General features: G+C 70.1%; 15 protein-coding genes. 7 read left to right on the forward strand and 8 right to left on the reverse strand.

Annotated elements, in window-relative coordinates; genetic code table 11:
* Positions 1 to 287: 287 nt before the first annotated feature.
* Both ppdK and QIS96_RS21255 read right to left on the reverse strand, forming a co-directional pair.
* A complete protein-coding gene (gene ppdK / locus QIS96_RS21250) occupies positions 288 to 2999 on the reverse strand; it encodes a pyruvate, phosphate dikinase (protein ID WP_282544255.1) in 2712 nt (903 codons plus the stop codon).
* A gap of 399 nt (positions 3000 to 3398) precedes the next feature.
* Positions 3399 to 4511 carry an FAD-dependent monooxygenase gene (locus QIS96_RS21255; RefSeq protein ID WP_282544256.1) on the reverse strand — a complete coding sequence of 371 codons (1113 nt, stop codon included), beginning with the start codon at positions 4509 to 4511 and terminating at the stop codon, positions 3399 to 3401.
* Between the two features lie 196 nt (positions 4512 to 4707).
* Here QIS96_RS21255 and QIS96_RS21260 point away from each other — a divergent pair, with 196 nt between their 5' ends.
* The gene (locus tag QIS96_RS21260) at positions 4708 to 5763 is read left to right on the forward strand and encodes a TetR/AcrR family transcriptional regulator C-terminal domain-containing protein (RefSeq protein WP_282544257.1); all 1056 of its coding nucleotides are present in this window, start codon (positions 4708 to 4710) and stop codon (positions 5761 to 5763) included.
* Between the two features lie 26 nt (positions 5764 to 5789).
* Here the strand turns inward: QIS96_RS21260 and dusB are convergent, their stop codons facing one another.
* The gene (gene dusB, locus QIS96_RS21265; protein WP_282544258.1) at positions 5790 to 7007 is read right to left on the reverse strand and encodes a tRNA dihydrouridine synthase DusB; all 1218 of its coding nucleotides are present in this window, start codon (positions 7005 to 7007) and stop codon (positions 5790 to 5792) included.
* A gap of 89 nt (positions 7008 to 7096) precedes the next feature.
* Here dusB and QIS96_RS21270 point away from each other — a divergent pair, with 89 nt between their 5' ends.
* Positions 7097 to 8539 (forward strand): MFS transporter, encoded by a 1443-nt coding sequence (locus tag QIS96_RS21270; RefSeq protein ID WP_282544259.1) that lies wholly within the window; start codon positions 7097 to 7099, stop codon positions 8537 to 8539.
* Positions 8540 to 8626: 87 nt separating this feature from the next.
* On the opposite strand, the gene QIS96_RS21275 is transcribed toward QIS96_RS21270, so the two are convergent.
* Complete coding sequence (locus QIS96_RS21275) at positions 8627 to 8818, reverse strand: DUF6243 family protein (protein ID WP_282544260.1); 192 nt, start codon at positions 8816 to 8818, stop codon at positions 8627 to 8629.
* Positions 8819 to 8990: 172 nt separating this feature from the next.
* Here QIS96_RS21275 and QIS96_RS21280 point away from each other — a divergent pair, with 172 nt between their 5' ends.
* The gene (locus tag QIS96_RS21280) at positions 8991 to 9422 is read left to right on the forward strand and encodes a TetR/AcrR family transcriptional regulator (protein ID WP_282544261.1); all 432 of its coding nucleotides are present in this window, start codon (positions 8991 to 8993) and stop codon (positions 9420 to 9422) included.
* A gap of 250 nt (positions 9423 to 9672) precedes the next feature.
* Here the strand turns inward: QIS96_RS21280 and QIS96_RS21285 are convergent, their stop codons facing one another.
* Complete coding sequence (locus QIS96_RS21285; RefSeq protein ID WP_282544262.1) at positions 9673 to 11052, reverse strand: glycine--tRNA ligase; 1380 nt, start codon at positions 11050 to 11052, stop codon at positions 9673 to 9675.
* A 202-nt stretch (positions 11053 to 11254) separates the two neighbouring features.
* On the opposite strand from QIS96_RS21285, the gene QIS96_RS21290 reads away from it, so the two are divergent.
* The 4 genes from QIS96_RS21290 (at position 11255) to QIS96_RS21305 (ending at position 14607) form a co-directional block, all read left to right on the forward strand.
* A complete protein-coding gene (locus QIS96_RS21290; protein WP_282544263.1) occupies positions 11255 to 12262 on the forward strand; it encodes a metal ABC transporter substrate-binding protein in 1008 nt (335 codons plus the stop codon).
* 41 nt (positions 12263 to 12303) lie between these two features.
* Positions 12304 to 13128, forward strand: a complete 825-nt coding sequence (locus tag QIS96_RS21295) for a metal ABC transporter ATP-binding protein (protein ID WP_282544264.1) — start codon at positions 12304 to 12306, stop codon at positions 13126 to 13128.
* Positions 13129 to 13130: 2 nt separating this feature from the next.
* Entirely contained in the window at positions 13131 to 14066 is a 936-nt protein-coding gene (locus QIS96_RS21300; RefSeq protein ID WP_282544332.1) for a metal ABC transporter permease, read from the forward strand.
* 133 nt (positions 14067 to 14199) lie between these two features.
* Positions 14200 to 14607, forward strand: a complete 408-nt coding sequence (locus tag QIS96_RS21305; RefSeq protein ID WP_282544265.1) for a Fur family transcriptional regulator — start codon at positions 14200 to 14202, stop codon at positions 14605 to 14607.
* Positions 14608 to 14779: 172 nt separating this feature from the next.
* Here QIS96_RS21305 and QIS96_RS21310 read toward each other — a convergent pair whose 3' ends face one another.
* The 3 genes from QIS96_RS21310 to recO are packed head-to-tail and all read right to left on the reverse strand — an operon-like array spanning position 14780 to position 16795.
* A complete protein-coding gene (locus QIS96_RS21310; RefSeq protein WP_282544266.1) occupies positions 14780 to 15094 on the reverse strand; it encodes a hypothetical protein in 315 nt (104 codons plus the stop codon).
* A gap of 58 nt (positions 15095 to 15152) precedes the next feature.
* A complete protein-coding gene (locus QIS96_RS21315) occupies positions 15153 to 16007 on the reverse strand; it encodes an isoprenyl transferase (RefSeq protein WP_282544267.1) in 855 nt (284 codons plus the stop codon).
* Between the two features lie 38 nt (positions 16008 to 16045).
* Entirely contained in the window at positions 16046 to 16795 is a 750-nt protein-coding gene (recO, locus tag QIS96_RS21320) for a DNA repair protein RecO (RefSeq protein WP_282544268.1), read from the reverse strand.
* Positions 16796 to 16810 lie beyond the last annotated feature (15 nt).

Here is a 16810-nt window from a genome sequence, read left to right on the forward strand (position 1 = left end):
CCGGAGGGGCTGAATTTTGCGGGCCGGGGCTGAACTTCGCGGCCCGTCAGCTCCGGAGGGGCTGGTCTTCAGGGGCGCGGGGAACTGCGCGACCGGCCACGACGGCGCGGCAGCCGAAAGACGGCCGGGGCCGGGGCGAAGCCCCGGGAGGAAACGCGACGAGGGGCGCCCCCGCACAAGGGCGCCCCTCCTCTTCGCGAACCGGGACCGGAGTCGGATCGGTGTTGAGGGTCGGGTGACACGACCCCGGTCCCGGGGTTCAGCGGGGCCCGGAAAGGGCCCTGGTCTCAGCGGCTGTCGCTGCCCTTCGACTCGGCAGCGGCCCGCCCGGCCTCAAGCCGCGCCACCGGAATCCGGAACGGCGAGCAGGAGACGTAGTCGAGCCCCACCTCGTGGAAGAAGTGCACCGACTCCGGGTCACCGCCGTGCTCACCGCAGACGCCGAGCTTCAGGTCGGGGCGGGTCTCCCGGCCGGCCTTGACGGCGTTGCGGACGAGCGAGCCGACGCCGTCCTTGTCGATGGTCTCGAACGGCGAGACACCGAAGATGCCCTTCTCCAGGTACGCGGTGAAGAACGAGGCCTCCACGTCGTCCCGGGAGAAGCCCCACACGGTCTGCGTGAGGTCGTTCGTGCCGAAGGAGAAGAACTCCGCGGCCTCGGCGATCTGCCCGGCGGTGAGCGCCGCACGCGGCAGCTCGATCATCGTGCCGAGCGCCAGCTTCAGCTCGACGCCGGTCTGCTCCTGCACCTCCGCGATGACCTTCTCGGCGTCCTCGCGGACGATCTCCAGCTCCTGGACGGTGCCGACGAGCGGAATCATGATCTCGGCGCGCGGGTCGCCCTTGGCGTTCTTGCGCTCCGCGGCGGCCTCGGCGATGGCCCGTACCTGCATGGTGAACAGGCCGGGGATGACGAGACCGAGGCGGACACCGCGCAGACCCAGCATCGGGTTCTGCTCGTGCAGACGGTGCACGGCCTGGAGGAGCCGCAGGTCGTTCTCGTTCGAGTCCTTGCGGGACTCGGCGAGCGCTACGCGCACCGACAGCTCGGTGATGTCGGGCAGGAACTCGTGCAGCGGCGGGTCGAGGAGGCGGACGGTGACGGGCAGTCCGTCCATCGCCTCGAACAGCTCGACGAAGTCCTTCTTCTGCAGCGGAAGCAGGTCCTTGAGCGCGGCCTCACGCTCTTCCTCGGTGTCGGCGAGGATCAGCTTCTCGACCATCTCGCGGCGCTCGCCGAGGAACATGTGCTCGGTACGGCAGAGGCCGATGCCCTGGGCGCCGAAGCGGCGGGCGCGCAGCGCGTCCTCGGCGTTGTCGGCGTTGGCGCGGACCCGCAGGCGGCGCTTGCCGTCGGCGAAGGACATGATGCGGTGCACGGCGGCGACCAGCTCGTCGGCCTCGTCGGCGCCGGCGTGCATCCGGCCCTCGAAGTACTCGACGACCGGGGACGGCACGACGGGCACCTCACCGAGGTACACCTTGCCGGTGGAGCCGTCGATGGAGACGACGTCGCCCTCTTCGACGACGGTCTCGCCGACGGTCATCCGGCGGCGCTTGGTGTCGACCTCGAGGTCCTCGGCGCCGCAGACACAGGTCTTGCCCATGCCGCGGGCGACGACGGCCGCGTGCGAGGTCTTGCCGCCGCGCGAGGTCAGGATGCCCTCGGCGGCGATCATGCCGTCGAGGTCGTCGGGGTTGGTCTCACGGCGGATGAGGATGACCTTCTCGCCGGAGCGCGACCACTTGACGGCCGTGTACGAGTCGAAGACGGCCTTGCCGACCGCGGCACCCGGCGAGGCGGCGATGCCGCGGCCGATCTTCTCGACCTTGGCGTCCTCGTCGAAGCGGGGGAACATCAGCTGCGCGAGCTGCGCGCCGTTGACGCGCTGCAGCGCCTCGGCCTCGTCGATCAGGCCCTGGTCGACGAGCTGCGTCGCGATGCGGAAGGCGGCGCCCGCGGTGCGCTTGCCGACACGGGTCTGCAGCATCCACAGCTGGCCGCGCTCGATGGTGAACTCGATGTCGCAGAGATCCTTGTAGTGGGTCTCCAGCGTGTTCATGATCTCCATGAGCTGGTCGTACGACTTCTTGTCGATCTGCTCCAGCTCGGCGAGCGGCACGGTGTTGCGGATACCCGCGACGACGTCCTCGCCCTGCGCGTTCTGCAGGTAGTCGCCGTACACACCCTGGTGGCCGGAGGCCGGGTCACGGGTGAAGGCGACACCGGTGCCCGAGTCGGGGCCGAGGTTGCCGAAGACCATCGAGCAGACGTTGACGGCGGTGCCGAGGTCGCCGGGGATGCGCTCCTGGCGGCGGTACAGCTTCGCGCGGTCCGTGTTCCACGAGTTGAAGACCGCCTCGATGGCGAGGTCCATCTGCTCGCGCGGGTCCTGCGGGAAGTCCCGGCCGGCCTCTGTCTTGACGATCTTCTTGAACTTGGTGACGAGCTTCTTGAGGTCCGCCGCCTCCAGGTCCGTGTCGACGGTGACCTTCTTGGCGGCCTTGGCGGCCTCGAGCGCGTCCTCGAAGAGGTCGCCCTCGACGCCGAGCACGGTCTTGCCGAACATCTGGATCAGACGGCGGTACGAGTCCCACGCGAAGCGGTCGTCGCCGGCCTGCTTGGCGAGGCCCTGCACGGACTTGTCGGAGAGCCCGATGTTGAGGACGGTGTCCATCATTCCGGGCATGGAGAATTTCGCGCCCGAACGCACGGAGACCAGCAGCGGGTCGTTGCCCTGACCGAGCTTCTTGCCCATCTGCTTCTCGAGCGCGTCGAGGTGGGCGGTCACCTCGTCCCGAAGCGCGGCGGGCTCCTCACCGTTGGCGAGGTACTCCTTGCAGGCTTCGGTGGTGATCGTGAACCCGGGGGGCACCGGCAGACCGAGGTTGGTCATCTCGGCCAGGTTGGCACCCTTGCCACCGAGCAGGTCCTTGAGGTCCCTGTTGCCCTCGGTGAAGTCGTAAACGAACTTCTGGCGTTCTACGTGATCCGACACGGGCCTGTCTCCTCGGTGCGGCTGCCCTGACGGCCAGGAACATACCCAGATCGAAGGCATCTGGGTACGTCCACTCAGACGTCATGCGGCCGCAACCACCCGTCCGCCAGCAGATCAAAAGTAATGACCTGGTCATGTCGCGCGCGAGCTAGTGTTCAGGGCGCGAAGTGCACTACCCCCGTAGATCCCGATTTGGCGCTCAGATGAGCGGGGTTCTCCCTCATTTGTGTTCAACTCTTGAATGCAAATCTCATGGCACTGAGTGCCAGCGTTGGAGAGGTGCAAACGAGCAAGATCCGCTCATCTGAGCGCCAGGCCTATCAAGGGTGGCGAGAATCACGCCCCACGCGAGGCTCGTTTTCCACGATCCGGACGCCCCGAGAGACATCCTCGCGCAGCTCAGGCGTCCAGTTCGTACGCATTCCTTGCGTACTCGACCGACTCCGGCGAGGCGGGCCCGCCGCTGTTCTCGGTGGCCAGGGCCTGATTGAGGGCGACGAAGGGCCGCATCCGCCGCTCATATGAGCCGTACGCCTCTTGGTGATCGTCGCCCGACTTCGCGAGGCATGCCGCCAGCTCGTGCGCGCCGACGAGCGCGAGGCTCGTGCCCTGCCCCGAGAGCGGGGACGGGCAGTAGCCGGCGTCGCCGAGGAGCACCACCCGGCCGCGCGACCAGCGGTCCAGCTGGATCTGGGCCATGGCGTCGCAGTAGAAGTCGGGCGCCGTGCGGGCCGCCTCGGCCAGGCGCGCGCCCTCCCGCCAGGGCAGCGCGGCGAGCCGGTCCGCGACGCGCTCCCGCAGCGCCTCCCCCGACCGCTCCTCGGCGGCCAGCGGGTCGGACTCGAAGCCGAAGGCGACCCTGAGCTCCTTGTTGTCGCGTACGGACATCACGCCGAAGCCGATGTCGCCGTCCCGCAGCCACACCTGCCAGTCGTCCAGGTCGAGGAAGTTGTCCGCGCTGAACACGGAGACGTAGGAGCCGAGGTGGCGGACGAACTGCTCCTCGGGCCCGAACGCGAGGCGGCGCACGGTGGAGTGCAGGCCGTCGGCGGCCACGACGAGGTCGAAGGTGCGCGGCACGCCGTGCACGAAGTCGACGTGCACCCCGGCCTCGTCCTCGTGGAGGGCGGCGACGCTGTCGCCGAAGAGGTACTCGACGTCCTCGCGCGTGCGCTCGTGGACGATCCGCACCAGGTCGTCGCGGAGCACCTCGATGTCGGCGCTGTCGAGCCGGCCGCTGCTGAAGGCCACCTCGGTGGAGCGGTGGATCTCCTTGCCCTCGGGGTCGAGAAGCGACATGCCGCGCATCCGGGTCCGGACCCGGTCGAGCTGTTCCGACAGGCCCATGCGCTCCACGACCTGCAGGGCGACGCCGCGGATGTCCACGGCCTGGCCGCCGGCGCGCGGGCTCGGGGCGCGCTCGACGACGGTCGGCGCGAAGCCGTGGTGGCGCAGCCAGTGCGCGAGAACGGGTCCGGCGATGCCGCCGCCGGAGACGAGAACGGTTCGCATGGGGGCTCCTGGGGTGGGGTGTGTACGGCGTACGCACCTCAAGTTAGGACTCGCTCCCGCCGCCCTCAACTGCCCTTTCCTGGAGCTGTACTAGGGCAGAAGCCACCCGTTCCGACACCGCCGCTGCTAGCCTCTGCACTAGTACAGGCGAGAGGGGTGGACGGACGTGACCAAGGCCACACGGGGAGCGGGTGCAGTGGGATCAGGGAGATCAGCGGGGTCAGCGGGCGATCCTCCCTATCTGCGGATCGCCGCCGAGATCGGGCGGCGTATCGCGGACGGTGAACTCGCCCCGGGTGACCGGGTTCCCTCGACCCGGCAGATCTCCGCGGAGTGGGGCGTCGCGCTCGCGACCGCGACGAAGGTGCTGACGACGCTGCGCCTGGAGGGACTGGTCGAGGCACGGCCCCGGGTCGGGACGGTCGTCGCCGGAGCCGGAGCCGGAACCGGAACCGCAGCCGAAGCCGAAGCCGAAGCCGAACTCGCCACCGGAACCTCAACCGGACCCGGCCCCGGACCCGTACCCGCACGCCCGGCCGCAGCGCCCACCCCGGCCCAACCCCCTTCCCCCGAACCGGAGTTGGGCCTCGACCGGATCGTCCGCGCAGCCGTCGAGATCGCCGATGCCGAAGGGCTGCAGGCCTGTTCCATGCGCGGCGTGGCCGCCCGGCTCGGCGTCGCGGCGATGTCGATCTACCGGTACGTGCCGAGCAAGGACGAGCTCGTCCTGCACATGGCCGACGCCGCGTTCGGCGAGGAGAGCTACCCGGCGGACGCCCCCGAGGGCTGGCGTCCCCGGATCGAGATGGGCGCCCGGAAACTGTGGCGGCTGTACCAGAAGCATCCGTGGCTAGCCCAGATCGGCTCCCTCACCCGCCCGCTCCTCGTACCGAATCTGCTGGTCCACGGGGAGTGGATGCTGGGCGCGCTCGACGGGCACGGGCTCGACCCGGTCGCCCTGTTCGACGTCCATGTGCTGCTCTACAGCCATGTGCACGGGCTTGCCGTGCATCTGGAGCTGGAGGCGCACGCCGAGGCGGCCACCGGACAGTCGGACGACCAGTGGATGGACAGCCGCGCGCACGTCCTCGACGAGCTCACGCGCTCCGGCCGCTTCCCGCACTTCACGAAGGTCGTCGGCTCCTTCGCGGACGGCTACGACCTACGCCTCGACGCCCTCTTCGAGTTCGGCCTCAAGGCGCTGCTCGACGGGCTGACTCCGGTGATCGAGGGCCCGCGCCCCGGCTCGTAGGCAGCGGGACCCCCGCGCCCGGCGCCTCAGCCCCCGGAGGTGTCCAGCTCCGCGTCCTCGCTGACGCCCGCGCAGTCGTACGGGTCCTTGAGCCAGCCGTCCGGGAGGACCACCCGGTTGTTGCCGGAGGTGCGGCCGCGCGGGCCGTCCGCGCCCGTGGGCCAGTCCTGGTCGAGGTCCAACTCGTCGAGCCCCGCGCGCAGTTCGGCCAGGGACGAGGTGATCGCCAGGCGCTTGCGCATCTCGGAGCCGACCGCGAAGCCCTTCAGGTACCAGGCGACGTGCTTGCGGAAGTCGATGACGCCGCGCGACTCGCCCTCCCGTCTCCCGCCACCACCCTCAACGGTGCCCCTTCGGGCCGCCCCTTCATTTCCGTACCACTCCCCGAGCAAGGTGGCGTGCCGCACCATCGCGTCCGCGACGACCCGAAGCGTGGGCTGCATCCGCTCCGATCGCCCCTCGAAAGCCGCGACCAGGTCGGCGAAGAGCCACGGCCGGCCCAGGCAGCCACGGCCCACCACCACGCCGTCGCACCCCGTCTCGCGGACCATGCGCAGGGCGTCGTCCGCCGACCAGATGTCGCCGTTGCCGAGGACCGGGATCTCCGGGACGTGCTCCTTGAGGCGGGCGATGGCGTCCCAGTCGGCCGTGCCGCCGTAGTGCTGGGCGGCCGTTCTGCCGTGCAGGGCGATGGCCGTGACGCCCTCCTCGACGGCTATCCGGCCGGCGTCGAGGAACGTGATGTGGTCGTCGTCGATGCCCTTGCGCATCTTCATCGTGACCGGGAGGTCCCCGGCGCCGGTCACGGCCTCGCGCAGGATCGCGCGCAGCAGCGGCCGCTTGTACGGCAGGGCCGAGCCGCCGCCCTTGCGCGTCACCTTCGGCACGGGGCAGCCGAAGTTGAGGTCGATGTGGTCGGCCAGGTCCTCCTCCGCGATCATGCGGACGGCCTTGCCGACGGTGGCCGGGTCGACGCCGTACAGCTGGATCGAGCGGGGCTTCTCCGTCTCGTCGAAGTGGATCAGCTGCATCGTCTTCTCGTTGCGCTCGACCAGCGCGCGCGTCGTGATCATCTCGCTCACGAACAGGCCCTTGCCGCCGCTGAACTCACGGCACAACGTGCGGAACGGGGCGTTCGTGATACCCGCCATGGGGGCGAGCACCACCGGCGGCTGCACTTTGTGCGGTCCGACGGCGAGGGCGGTGGCGGGCTGCGGCGCGGAGCCCTGGGCGAGCGTGGTCATGCCTCCCATTGTCGCGTACCGCCACCGCGGCCAGGTCCGCCTGTGGATACTCGTTAGTTAGCCGTACTAGTGGACGTACCATGGAATTCATGCCCGAGCCGACCCACCGCCGACGGCTGCTGATCCTCGCGATCTGCTGCATGAGCCTGCTGATCGTCAGCATCGACAACACCGTCCTGAACGTCGCCCTGCCCGCCGTGCGCGAGGACCTGCACGCGGACGTCGCGGGCATGCAGTGGACCATCGACGCGTACACGCTGGTCCTCGCCTCGCTCCTGATGCTCGCGGGCTCCACCGCCGACCGGATCGGGCGCCGCAGGGTCTTCAAGGCCGGGCTCGTCCTCTTCACGCTCGGCTCGGTGCTGTGCTCGCTCGCGCCGAACCTGGAGTCGCTGATCGCCTTCCGCGCGGTGCAGGCCATGGGCGGTTCGATGCTCAACCCGGTGGCGATGTCGATCATCACCAACACCTTCACCGAGCCCCGCGAGCGGGCCCGCGCGATCGGCGTCTGGGGCGCCGTCGTCGGCATATCCATGGCCGCGGGACCGCTGGTCGGCGGCCTCCTCGTGGACTCGGTCGGCTGGCGCTCGATCTTCTGGATCAACCTGCCGGTCGGCCTCGCGGCCCTCCTCCTGACCATCCGGTACGTCCCCGAGTCCCGCGCCCCGAAGCCCCGCCGCCCCGACCCCGTCGGCCAGCTCCTCGTCATGACGCTGCTCGGCTCGCTCACGTACGCGATCATCGAGGCGCCCGCCGTCGGCCTGACCTCGCCGCGCACCCTGCTGCTCGCCGGGCTCGCCGCGGCCGCCCTGATCGGACTGCTCCTGTACGAGCCCAGGCGCGCCGAACCCCTCATCGACCTGCGGTTCTTCCACAGCGCGCCGTTCAGCGGCGCCACGGTGATCGCGGTCTGCGCCTTCGCCGCGCTCTCCGGCTTCCTGTTCCTCTCGACGCTCTATCTGCAGGACGTACGCGGGCTCGACGCGCTGCACGCGGGCCTGTGGATGCTGCCCATGGCGGCCCTGACGTTCCTGTGCGCGCCGCTGTCCGGGCGGCTCGTCGGCAGCCGCGGACCACGGCTCTCGCTGCTCGTCGCCGGAGTGGCGATGAGCGCGAGCGGCGTGCTCTTCGCGGCCTTCGACGCGGAGGCCGGCACCGGCACGCTCACCCTCGGCTATGTCCTCTTCGGGCTGGGCTTCGGCTTCGTCAACGCGCCCATCACCAACACCGCGGTCGCCGGGATGCCGCGCGAGCAGGCCGGGGTCGCGGCCGCCGTCGCCTCCACCAGCCGGCAGATCGGCGGCACGCTCGGCGTCGCGGTGATCGGCGCGGTCCTCGCGTCGGGGCTCACCGGGCCCGGCACGGACGGATTCGTGGCGGCGAGCCGGCCCGCCTGGTGGATCATCGCCGGCTGCGGTCTCTGCGTACTCGCGGTGGGGGCACTCACCAGCGGGCGCTGGGCGCGCCGTACGGTCGTACGCACCGCGCGCCGCCTTGAGCACGCGCAGCAGCCGGAACCCGCCACGCGCTGAGGTGAACTGACAACTGCAGCAGGGGTGTTGATACGTGGAGGCCCGCGACTCCGGGGGAATCGCGGGCCTCGACGCACGTCGGGACTGCTACTTCTTCTGCTGCTTGCTGTCCGGCTTGCTCTGGGCGCGCTCGCGCATCTTGGCCAGCAAGTCCTGCTTCCGCTCGGCGGCGGTCCTGCGGTCGGCGGCGCTGTCGGTCGCTGCGCCCTGGGCGTCGCCGCGGGACAGCTTCTTGCGCTGCCCGCCGACGCCGAGCAGGTTGTTACGGCTCTTGGCCATGCGTACTCCCGTTCACGGTGAAGGTCAGGTGTCCTGGGTGGCGGGATCGGGGCCCGCGCGCGCTCACTCGTAGAGCGGAAGCTGGAAGTACATGCCGCGAAGGTAGCCGGGGCCCGGTCCGGTGCGCACCTGGTTTTCCGTGCGCCGAGGCCGCGGCGGGTACCGTCGCCCCATGGCAGCCACCGAGGAAGTGCAGCGCCGGCTCGACCGGACCGCGGAGCGGCTGGCGCAGACGGCCGAGGGTCCGGGGGACGCCTCGGCGAAGCTGCGGCGCTGGCTGTCGGAGCTGTTCGCGGCGCAGCGCCGGGAGGCGGGTGCGGAGCCGGAGCGGTTCGCGGAGTACGCGGCGCCGGCCGGCGAGCTGGGTGGTCTGGTCGACCGGCACGTCGAGGAGCTGGTCGGACAGCTCACCTCGATCGTTGAACAGGGCGCGCGGGCGGGCGAGTTCGTGACGGGGGATCCGGCGGTGACCGCACGCGCGGTGTTCGTCGCGACGGCCCCGTTCCACGATCCGCGGCACGCGGGTGAGTGGGGTGCCGACGGCGTCGAGGAGCAGTTCGCCGAGGTCGCCGTGCTGTTGCTGCGCGGGCTTCGGCAGGGCTAGGTCGCGCCTGATCTTTTCCCCTACCCGCCCCTTCCCGAAAGTCCTGCGGACGGCTTCGGGGGCCAGCCCCCGGACCCCCGCTCCTCAAACGCCGGAGGGGCTGGATTTCCAGCCCCTTTGGGGGCGCGGTGAACTGCGCGACCAGCCACGACGGCGCGGCGGACGAACGACGGCCGGGAAGAACGCCGAAGGCGCCGGCCCCGTACGCGTACGTACGGGGCCGGCGCCTTCGGTCAGATGTGAGCCGCGCTCAGCAGCCGATGAGGCGGGCCGCGAGGTAGCCCTCGATCTGGTCGAGGGAGACGCGCTCCTGCTTCATGGTGTCGCGCTCGCGCACCGTCACCGCGTTGTCGTCGAGGGTGTCGAAGTCGACGGTGACGCAGAACGGCGTGCCGATCTCGTCCTGGCGGCGGTAGCGCTTGCCGATCGCGCCGGCGTCGTCGAAGTCGATGTTCCAGTTCTGCCGCAGCGCGGACGCCAGGCCCTTGGCCTTCGGCGACAGCTCCGGGTTGCGGGACAGCGGCAGCACGGCGACCTTGACCGGCGACAGGCGCGGGTCGAGGCGCATCACGACGCGCTTCTCCAGCTTGCCCTTGGCGTTGGGCGCCTCGTCCTCGGCGTACGCGTCGAGCATGAAGGCCAGCATGGCGCGGCCGACGCCGGCCGCGGGCTCGATGACGTACGGAGTCCAGCGCTCGCCGGCCTCCTGGTCGAAGTACGAGAGGTCCTTGCCGGAGGCCTCGGCGTGCGCCGACAGGTCGTAGTCCGTGCGGTTGGCGACGCCTTCCAGCTCGCCCCACTCGGAGCCGCCGAAGGAGAAGCGGTACTCGATGTCAGCGGTGCGCTTGGAGTAGTGGGAGAGCTTCTCCGCCGGGTGCTCGTACCAGCGCATGTTCTCCTCGCGGAGACCCAGGCCCGTGTACCAGTTCCAGCGCTGCTCCATCCAGTACTCCTGCCACTTCTCGTCCTCACCCGGCTTGACGAAGAACTCCATCTCCATCTGCTCGAACTCACGGGTGCGGAAGATGAAGTTGCCCGGAGTGATCTCGTTCCGGAAGGACTTGCCCATCTGCGCGATGCCGAACGGCGGCTTGCGGCGCGAGGTCTGCTGGACCTGGGCGAAGTTGGTGAAGATACCCTGGGCGGTCTCGGGGCGCAGGTACGCGACCGAGCCGGAGTCCTGGGTCGGGCCGAGGTGCGTGGAGAGCAGGCCGGAGAACTGCTTGGGCTCGGTGAACTGGCCCTTGTTGCCGCAGTTCGGGCAGTTGACCTCGGCGAGCGACTCGGGCAGGCGGCCGTGCTTGGCCTCGAACGCCTCCTCCAGGTGGTCCGCGCGGAAGCGCTTGTGGCAGGAGGTGCACTCGGTGAGCGGGTCGGTGAACGTGGCGACGTGGCCGGAGGCCTGCCAGACCTCGGACGCCAGGATCACGGACGAGTCGATACCGACGACGTCCTCGCGGGACGTGACCATGTAGCGCCACCACTGACGCTTGAGGTTCTCCTTGAGCTCGACGCCCAGCGGCCCGTAGTCCCAGGCGGCACGCTGGCCACCGTAGATCTCACTACAGGGGTAGACGAAGCCACGGCGCTTGCTCAGGCTGACGATGGTGTCGATCTTGTCGGCGGCCACGGTGCTCTCTTCAGTACGGACGGACAGGTGGGGCGGCGCGCAGCGCCTCGATGAGGGGCGGCGGCCGGGTGACGGGTGGGCGAATTGATTCAGGTTACCGGCGTGGCCCGGCCTCTGACCAAATCGGTCCCTCTCTGTACCTGCTATGCACCAGCCTGACCTTTGTTGACAACCGTTTCCATCTTTGATGAAAATGAGTGTCATGAACGTACGACGCTCCCGCTCGCGCTCCCGAATAGCCGCCCCCGTCGCCGCCGGAGCCGCAGCTCTCGGCCTACTGACCCTCTCCGCCTGCGGCAGCTCGAACGCCGCCGACGGCAAGGACGGCGACGGACTGAGCGTGGTGGCGTCGTTCTACCCGATGCAGTTCCTGGCCGAGGAGATCGGCGGCGAGTACGTCAGCGTGAACGCCCTGACGAAGCCGGGCGTCGAGCCGCACGACCTGGAGCTCAAGCCCCGGCAGATCGCCGAGCTCGGCGAGTCCGACATGGTCCTCTACCTCGGTGGCCTGCAGCCCGCCGTCGACGAGGCCGTCGAGCAGTCCTCCGTCAAGAAGAAGGTGGACGCCGCCTCCCTCACCGATCTCGACGTGCACTCCGCGGGCGACGGCCACGACCACGGCGGCCACGAGGACGAGCACGGTCACGAGGAAGGGCACGGCGAGCACGCCGAAGAGGAAGCCGGCGAGGCCACCGACCCGCACTTCTGGCTCGACCCGGTGAAGTACGCCGAGGCCGCGAAGGGCGTCGGCAAGGCCCTGCAGAAGGCCGACCCGGACCACGCCGCGGACTACAAGAAGAACACCGCGGCCCTGGTGAAGAAGCTCGAAGCCCTGGACAAGGACTTCGAGGACGGCCTGAAGAACACCGACACCAAGACCTTCATCACCGCGCACAGCGCCTTCGGCTACCTCGCCGAGCGGTACGGCCTGGACCAGGAGGGCGTCAGCGGCCTCGACCCGAAGGCCGAGCCGAGCCCCGCGCGCATGAAGGAGCTCCAGCAGGTCGCCAAGGAGGAGAAGGTCTCCACGATCTTCTTCGAGACCCTCGCCAGCGACAAGACCGCGAAGACCCTCGCCGCGGACGCCGGCCTGAAGACGGACGTCCTGGACCCGCTGGAGGGAATCACGGACAAGTCGAAGGGCGCTGACTACATCGAGGTCATGCACGCCAACCTGACCGCCCTCGAGAAGGCGCTCGGCGCGAAGTGACCTCGCTTACAGCGGCAGCGGCAGCAGAGACGGAGGCCGACATGGACCACGAGGAACCCGAGGCTCGCGAGCCCGTCATATCCCTGACGGGCGCGAGGGCCACCCTCGGTTCGCGCCCCGTCCTGCGCGGCGTCGACCTCACCGTGCGCCGTGGCGAGGTCGTCGCCCTGCTCGGCGCCAACGGCTCCGGCAAGTCCACCGCCGTACGCGCGGCGGTCGGCCAAGTCCCGCTGAGCGGCGGCTCGTTGCAATTGTTCGGCACCGACCTGAAGCGCTTCCGCAAGTGGTCCCGGATCGGGTACGTGCCGCAGCGCACCACCGCCGCGTCCGGCGTCCCGGCGACGGTCCGCGAGGTGGTCTCCTCGGGCCGTCTCGCCCGTACGAAGCTGGGGCTGCCCGGTCGCGGGGACAAGGCCGCCGTGCAGCGCGCCCTCGAACTCGTCGGCATGGCGGACCGGATCAAGGACTCCGTGAACGCCCTGTCCGGCGGGCAGCAGCAGCGCGTCCTGATCGCCCGCGCGCTGGCCGCCGAACCCGAGCTGCTGATCATGGACGAGCCGATGGCCGGCGTCGACCTCGCCAACCAGGAGGTGCTCGCGGGCGCCCTGCGCGAACAGGTCGCCGACGGCGTCACCGTGCTGCTCGTGCTGCACGAACTCGGGCCCCTGGAGCCGCTGATCGACCGTGCCGTGGTGCTCCGCGACGGCTGCGTCACGCACGACGGCCCGCCCCCGAAGGCCGCGGCCAGCACTCCCCCAAGCTCTCAACTTCGTTCGAGCAGGGGGTACCCCCAGCCAGGCCACGACCACGTACACCCACACGACGGCCCAGGGGCCGAGCCGATCCGGACGGGGCTGCTGAGCTGATGCTGGAGATCCTGAACTACGACTTCATGCAGCGGGCGCTGATCGCGGCCACCGCGGTCGGCCTCACCGCGCCCGCGATCGGCACGTATCTGGTGCAGCGGCGCCAGGCGATCATGGGCGACGGCATCGGGCACGTCGCGATGACCGGTGTCGCGCTCGGCTTCCTGATGAACACCAGCCCGGTGTGGATGGCCACGCTCGTCGCGATCCTCGGCGCCGTCGGCATGGAGATCGTCCGCTCCCGCGGCCGCACCAGCGGCGACGTGGCCCTCGCGATGCTCTTCTACGGCGGCATGGCCGGCGGCGTCATGATCATCAACCTCGCCCCCGGCAACTCGACGGCCAGCTTCAACACGTACCTCTTCGGCTCGATCACCACGGTCGCGCCCGAGGACGTGACGGCCATCTGCATCCTCGCCGCGTTCGTCGTCGCGATCACCATCGGCCTGCGGCGGCAGCTGTTCGCGGTCTGCCAGGACGAGGAGTTCGCGCGGGTCACGGGCCTGCCGGTGCGGCTGCTCAACCTGCTCATCGCGGTCACCGCCGCAGTGACGGTGACGGTCGCCATGCGGATCGTCGGCCTGCTGCTCGTCAGCGCGATGATGGCGATCCCGGTCGCGGCGGCGCAGCGCGTCACGCGCGGCTTCGTCACGACGCTCGCGCTCGCCATGACCATCGGCGTCACGGTCTCCCTGACCGGCACGGCCGCGACGTACTACGTGGACGCCCCGTCGGGCGCCGCGATCGTGCTGCTCGCCGTCGCCGTCTTCCTCGTACTGGCCCTGCTCGCGGCGCCGCTCGCGCGCAGGCGGGCGCGGAGCAAGGCCGCCGCTGAGGCGGCGGAGGCCTCGGGCTCCCCGGACGCCGTGGACGCCCTGGATTCCATGGAGTGCACGCTTCCGTCTGCTCGGCAGGCGGAGGAGAATGTCAAGGTCTGAGCCCTGTTCCGGCCCTTACCCGGCCGGAGCGGCTCGCTCCGCGACGACGCCCGCGTGAGGCACCGCGTAAGGCATGCCTTACGTGCCGGACCGACCTGGCACAATGGCCCGGCAGCGACGTGAGGAGGTCCCAGTGACAGCGCCCGTACGCGGCCGGTCGACCCGGCAGCGAGCAGCCGTGGCGGCTGCCCTGGACGAGGTGGACGAGTTCCGCAGCGCCCAGGAGCTCCACGACATGCTCAAGCACAAGGGCGATTCGGTCGGCCTGACCACGGTGTACCGCACCCTGCAGTCCCTCGCCGACGCCGGCGAGGTCGACGTGCTGCGCACCGGCGACGGCGAGTCGGTGTACCGCCGCTGCTCGACCGGCGAGCACCACCACCACCTGGTGTGCCGGGTGTGCGGCAAGGCCGTCGAGGTCGAGGGCCCGGCGGTCGAGAAGTGGGCGGAGTCCATCGCCTCCGAGCACGGGTACGTGAACGTGGCCCACACGGTGGAGATCTTCGGCACGTGTGCGGAGTGCGCGGCGGCGGGGAAGTAGCCGTTCGGGCGCGGGGTGGGGGCGTGCGGTCGGCGGTCGCGCCGTCACGGCTTTTGCTCCCCGCCCCGCCCCTTCCCGAAATCCTGCGGAGCTTCGGGGGCTCCGCCCCGGACCCCGTATCGCGCTGAACGCGCTCGTCCTCAAACGCCGGACGGGCTGAGATCGTCGGACTTCATCGGTCGTAGCAGGTGTACGAACCGTCCTCGTTGCGGGCAACGCTTTCGTGGGACCAGCACGGGAGCATCGGGGCGAGGGCGTACGTCCGCCAGCCCACCGCCGCCAGCAGGCAGAGCCCGAGCACCGCGGCCGTACGCGGGGTGCTGCGGGCACAGAGCATCGCCCCCGCAAGCCCGCACAGCCCGCCGATCAGCACCACGACGACCGCGATCGGCGCGACGTTGTCCCGCAGGCCGGGGAACGACTCCATCTCGACCGTGAAGCCCAGGCTGAAGACCGTCAGGAACAGGCCGAGGACGAGCAGCAGCACCCCGGTGCAGCCTGCGAGGGGCGAGCGCCGGGGTGCTGACAGCCTCTTCGGCTCCGGATCAGGCCTCAGCAGGACGCCCCTGCATCTCGCGCTCCATCCGCTCCAGCTCCTCGTTCGGGACGGCCCCGCCGAAGCGGCGGTCGCGCTGGGCGTACTCGACGCAGGCCCGCCACAGGTCGCGGCGGTCGAAGTCCGGCCACAGGACGTCCTGGAAGACCATCTCCGCGTAAGCGCTCTGCCAGAGCAGGTAGTTGGACGTGCGCTGCTCGCCGCTGGGCCGCAGGAACAGGTCGACGTCCGGCATGTCCGGGTAGTACAGGTACTTCGCGAACGTCTTCTCGCCGACCTTCGACGGGTCGAGCCGCCCCGCCTTCACGTCCTCCGCGATCGCCTGCGCCGCGTCCGCGATCTCCGCGCGGCCGCCGTAGTTCATGCAGAAGTACAGCGTCAGCTTGTCGTTGTCCTTGGTCTGCTCCTGGGAGATCTCCAGCTCCTTGGCGACCGACTTCCACAGCTTCGGCATCCGGCCGACCCACCGGACCCGCACCCCGAGCTCGTCGAGCTGGTCACGCGTCTTGCGGATGAAGTCCCGGTTGAAGTTCATCAGGAAGCGCACCTCGTCCGGCGAGCGCTTCCAGTTCTCGGTGGAGAAGGCGTAGAGGGAGATCGCACCGACGCCCATCTCGATCGCGCCCTGCAGCACGTCGAGCACGCGCTCCGCGCCGATCTTGTGGCCCTCGGTGCGCGGCAGCCCCCGGTCCTTCGCCCAGCGGCCGTTGCCGTCCATGACGACCGCCACATGGTTCGGCACCAGCTCTCCGGGGAGCTTCGGCGGCCGCGCCCCCGACGGGTGCGGCTCGGGCACCTTGTACTCGCGCCGCGACCGACCGCCCAGAATCCCGCGTCGTGCCATGTTGGTTACTCGCTCCCCTGCAACTTCCTGGACTCTTCCTAGGTCTTCTCGACGTACCGCAGCGAGCGCAGTCCGCGCTCCAAGTGCCAGTGCAGATACGCCGATACGAGCCCGCTGCCCTCCCGGACGTGCCGCGCCTCGCAGGCGTCCGCCGTCGCCCAGTCACCGGTCAGCAGGGCGCCGAGCAGGCCGATGGCCTCCGAGGAGGGTACGACGCTTCCCGGCACCCGGCACTCGGCGCAGACCACTCCTCCCGCGGCGACCGAGAAGAACCGGTTCGGGCCGGGCATGCCGCACTTCGCACAGTTCACGAAGCTCGGCGCATAGCCGTTGACGGCGAGCGAGCGCAGCAGAAACGCGTCGAGCACCAGATGCGGGGCGTGCTCCCCGCGCGCGAGCGTCCGCAGGCCGCCGACGAGCAGCAGGTACTGCTGCACCGCCGGCTCACCCTCGTGATCCGTGAACCGCTCGGCGGTCTCCAGCATCGCCGTGCCGGCGGTGTACCGGGAGTAGTCCGTCACGATCCCGCCACCGTAAGCGGCGATGGTCTCACTCTGCGTGCACAACGGGAGCCCGCGGCCGATCAGTTCGCTGCCGCGCGCGAAGAACTGGACGTCCACGTGCGAGAAGGGTTCGAGCCGCGCACCGAACTTGGACTTCGTCCGGCGCACGCCTCGCGCCACGGCCCGCACGCGCCCGTGCCCGCGGGTGAGCAGCGTGATGATGCGGTCGGCCTCGCCCAGTTTCTGGGTGCGCAGGACGATCCCATCGTCACGGAAAAGGCTCATGCGCCCATTGTCTCG

The organism is Streptomyces cavernicola (genome assembly GCF_029968035.1).
Lineage (GTDB): Bacteria > Actinomycetota > Actinomycetes > Streptomycetales > Streptomycetaceae > Streptomyces > Streptomyces cavernicola.

Coding starts and splice junctions, on each gene's coding strand:
- dusB (WP_282544258.1), bottom strand. CDS start 7,007: ATGACCACGCTCGCCCAGGGCTCCGCGCCGCAGCCCGCCACCGCCCTC.
- QIS96_RS21315 (WP_282544267.1), bottom strand. CDS start 16,007: ATGGCACGACGCGGGATTCTGGGCGGTCGGTCGCGGCGCGAGTACAAG.
- recO (WP_282544268.1), bottom strand. CDS start 16,795: ATGAGCCTTTTCCGTGACGATGGGATCGTCCTGCGCACCCAGAAACTG.
- QIS96_RS21275 (WP_282544260.1), bottom strand. CDS start 8,818: ATGGCCAAGAGCCGTAACAACCTGCTCGGCGTCGGCGGGCAGCGCAAG.
- QIS96_RS21270 (WP_282544259.1), top strand. CDS start 7,097: ATGCCCGAGCCGACCCACCGCCGACGGCTGCTGATCCTCGCGATCTGC.
- QIS96_RS21280 (WP_282544261.1), top strand. CDS start 8,991: ATGGCAGCCACCGAGGAAGTGCAGCGCCGGCTCGACCGGACCGCGGAG.
- QIS96_RS21290 (WP_282544263.1), top strand. CDS start 11,255: ATGAACGTACGACGCTCCCGCTCGCGCTCCCGAATAGCCGCCCCCGTC.
- QIS96_RS21295 (WP_282544264.1), top strand. CDS start 12,304: ATGGACCACGAGGAACCCGAGGCTCGCGAGCCCGTCATATCCCTGACG.
- QIS96_RS21255 (WP_282544256.1), bottom strand. CDS start 4,511: ATGCGAACCGTTCTCGTCTCCGGCGGCGGCATCGCCGGACCCGTTCTC.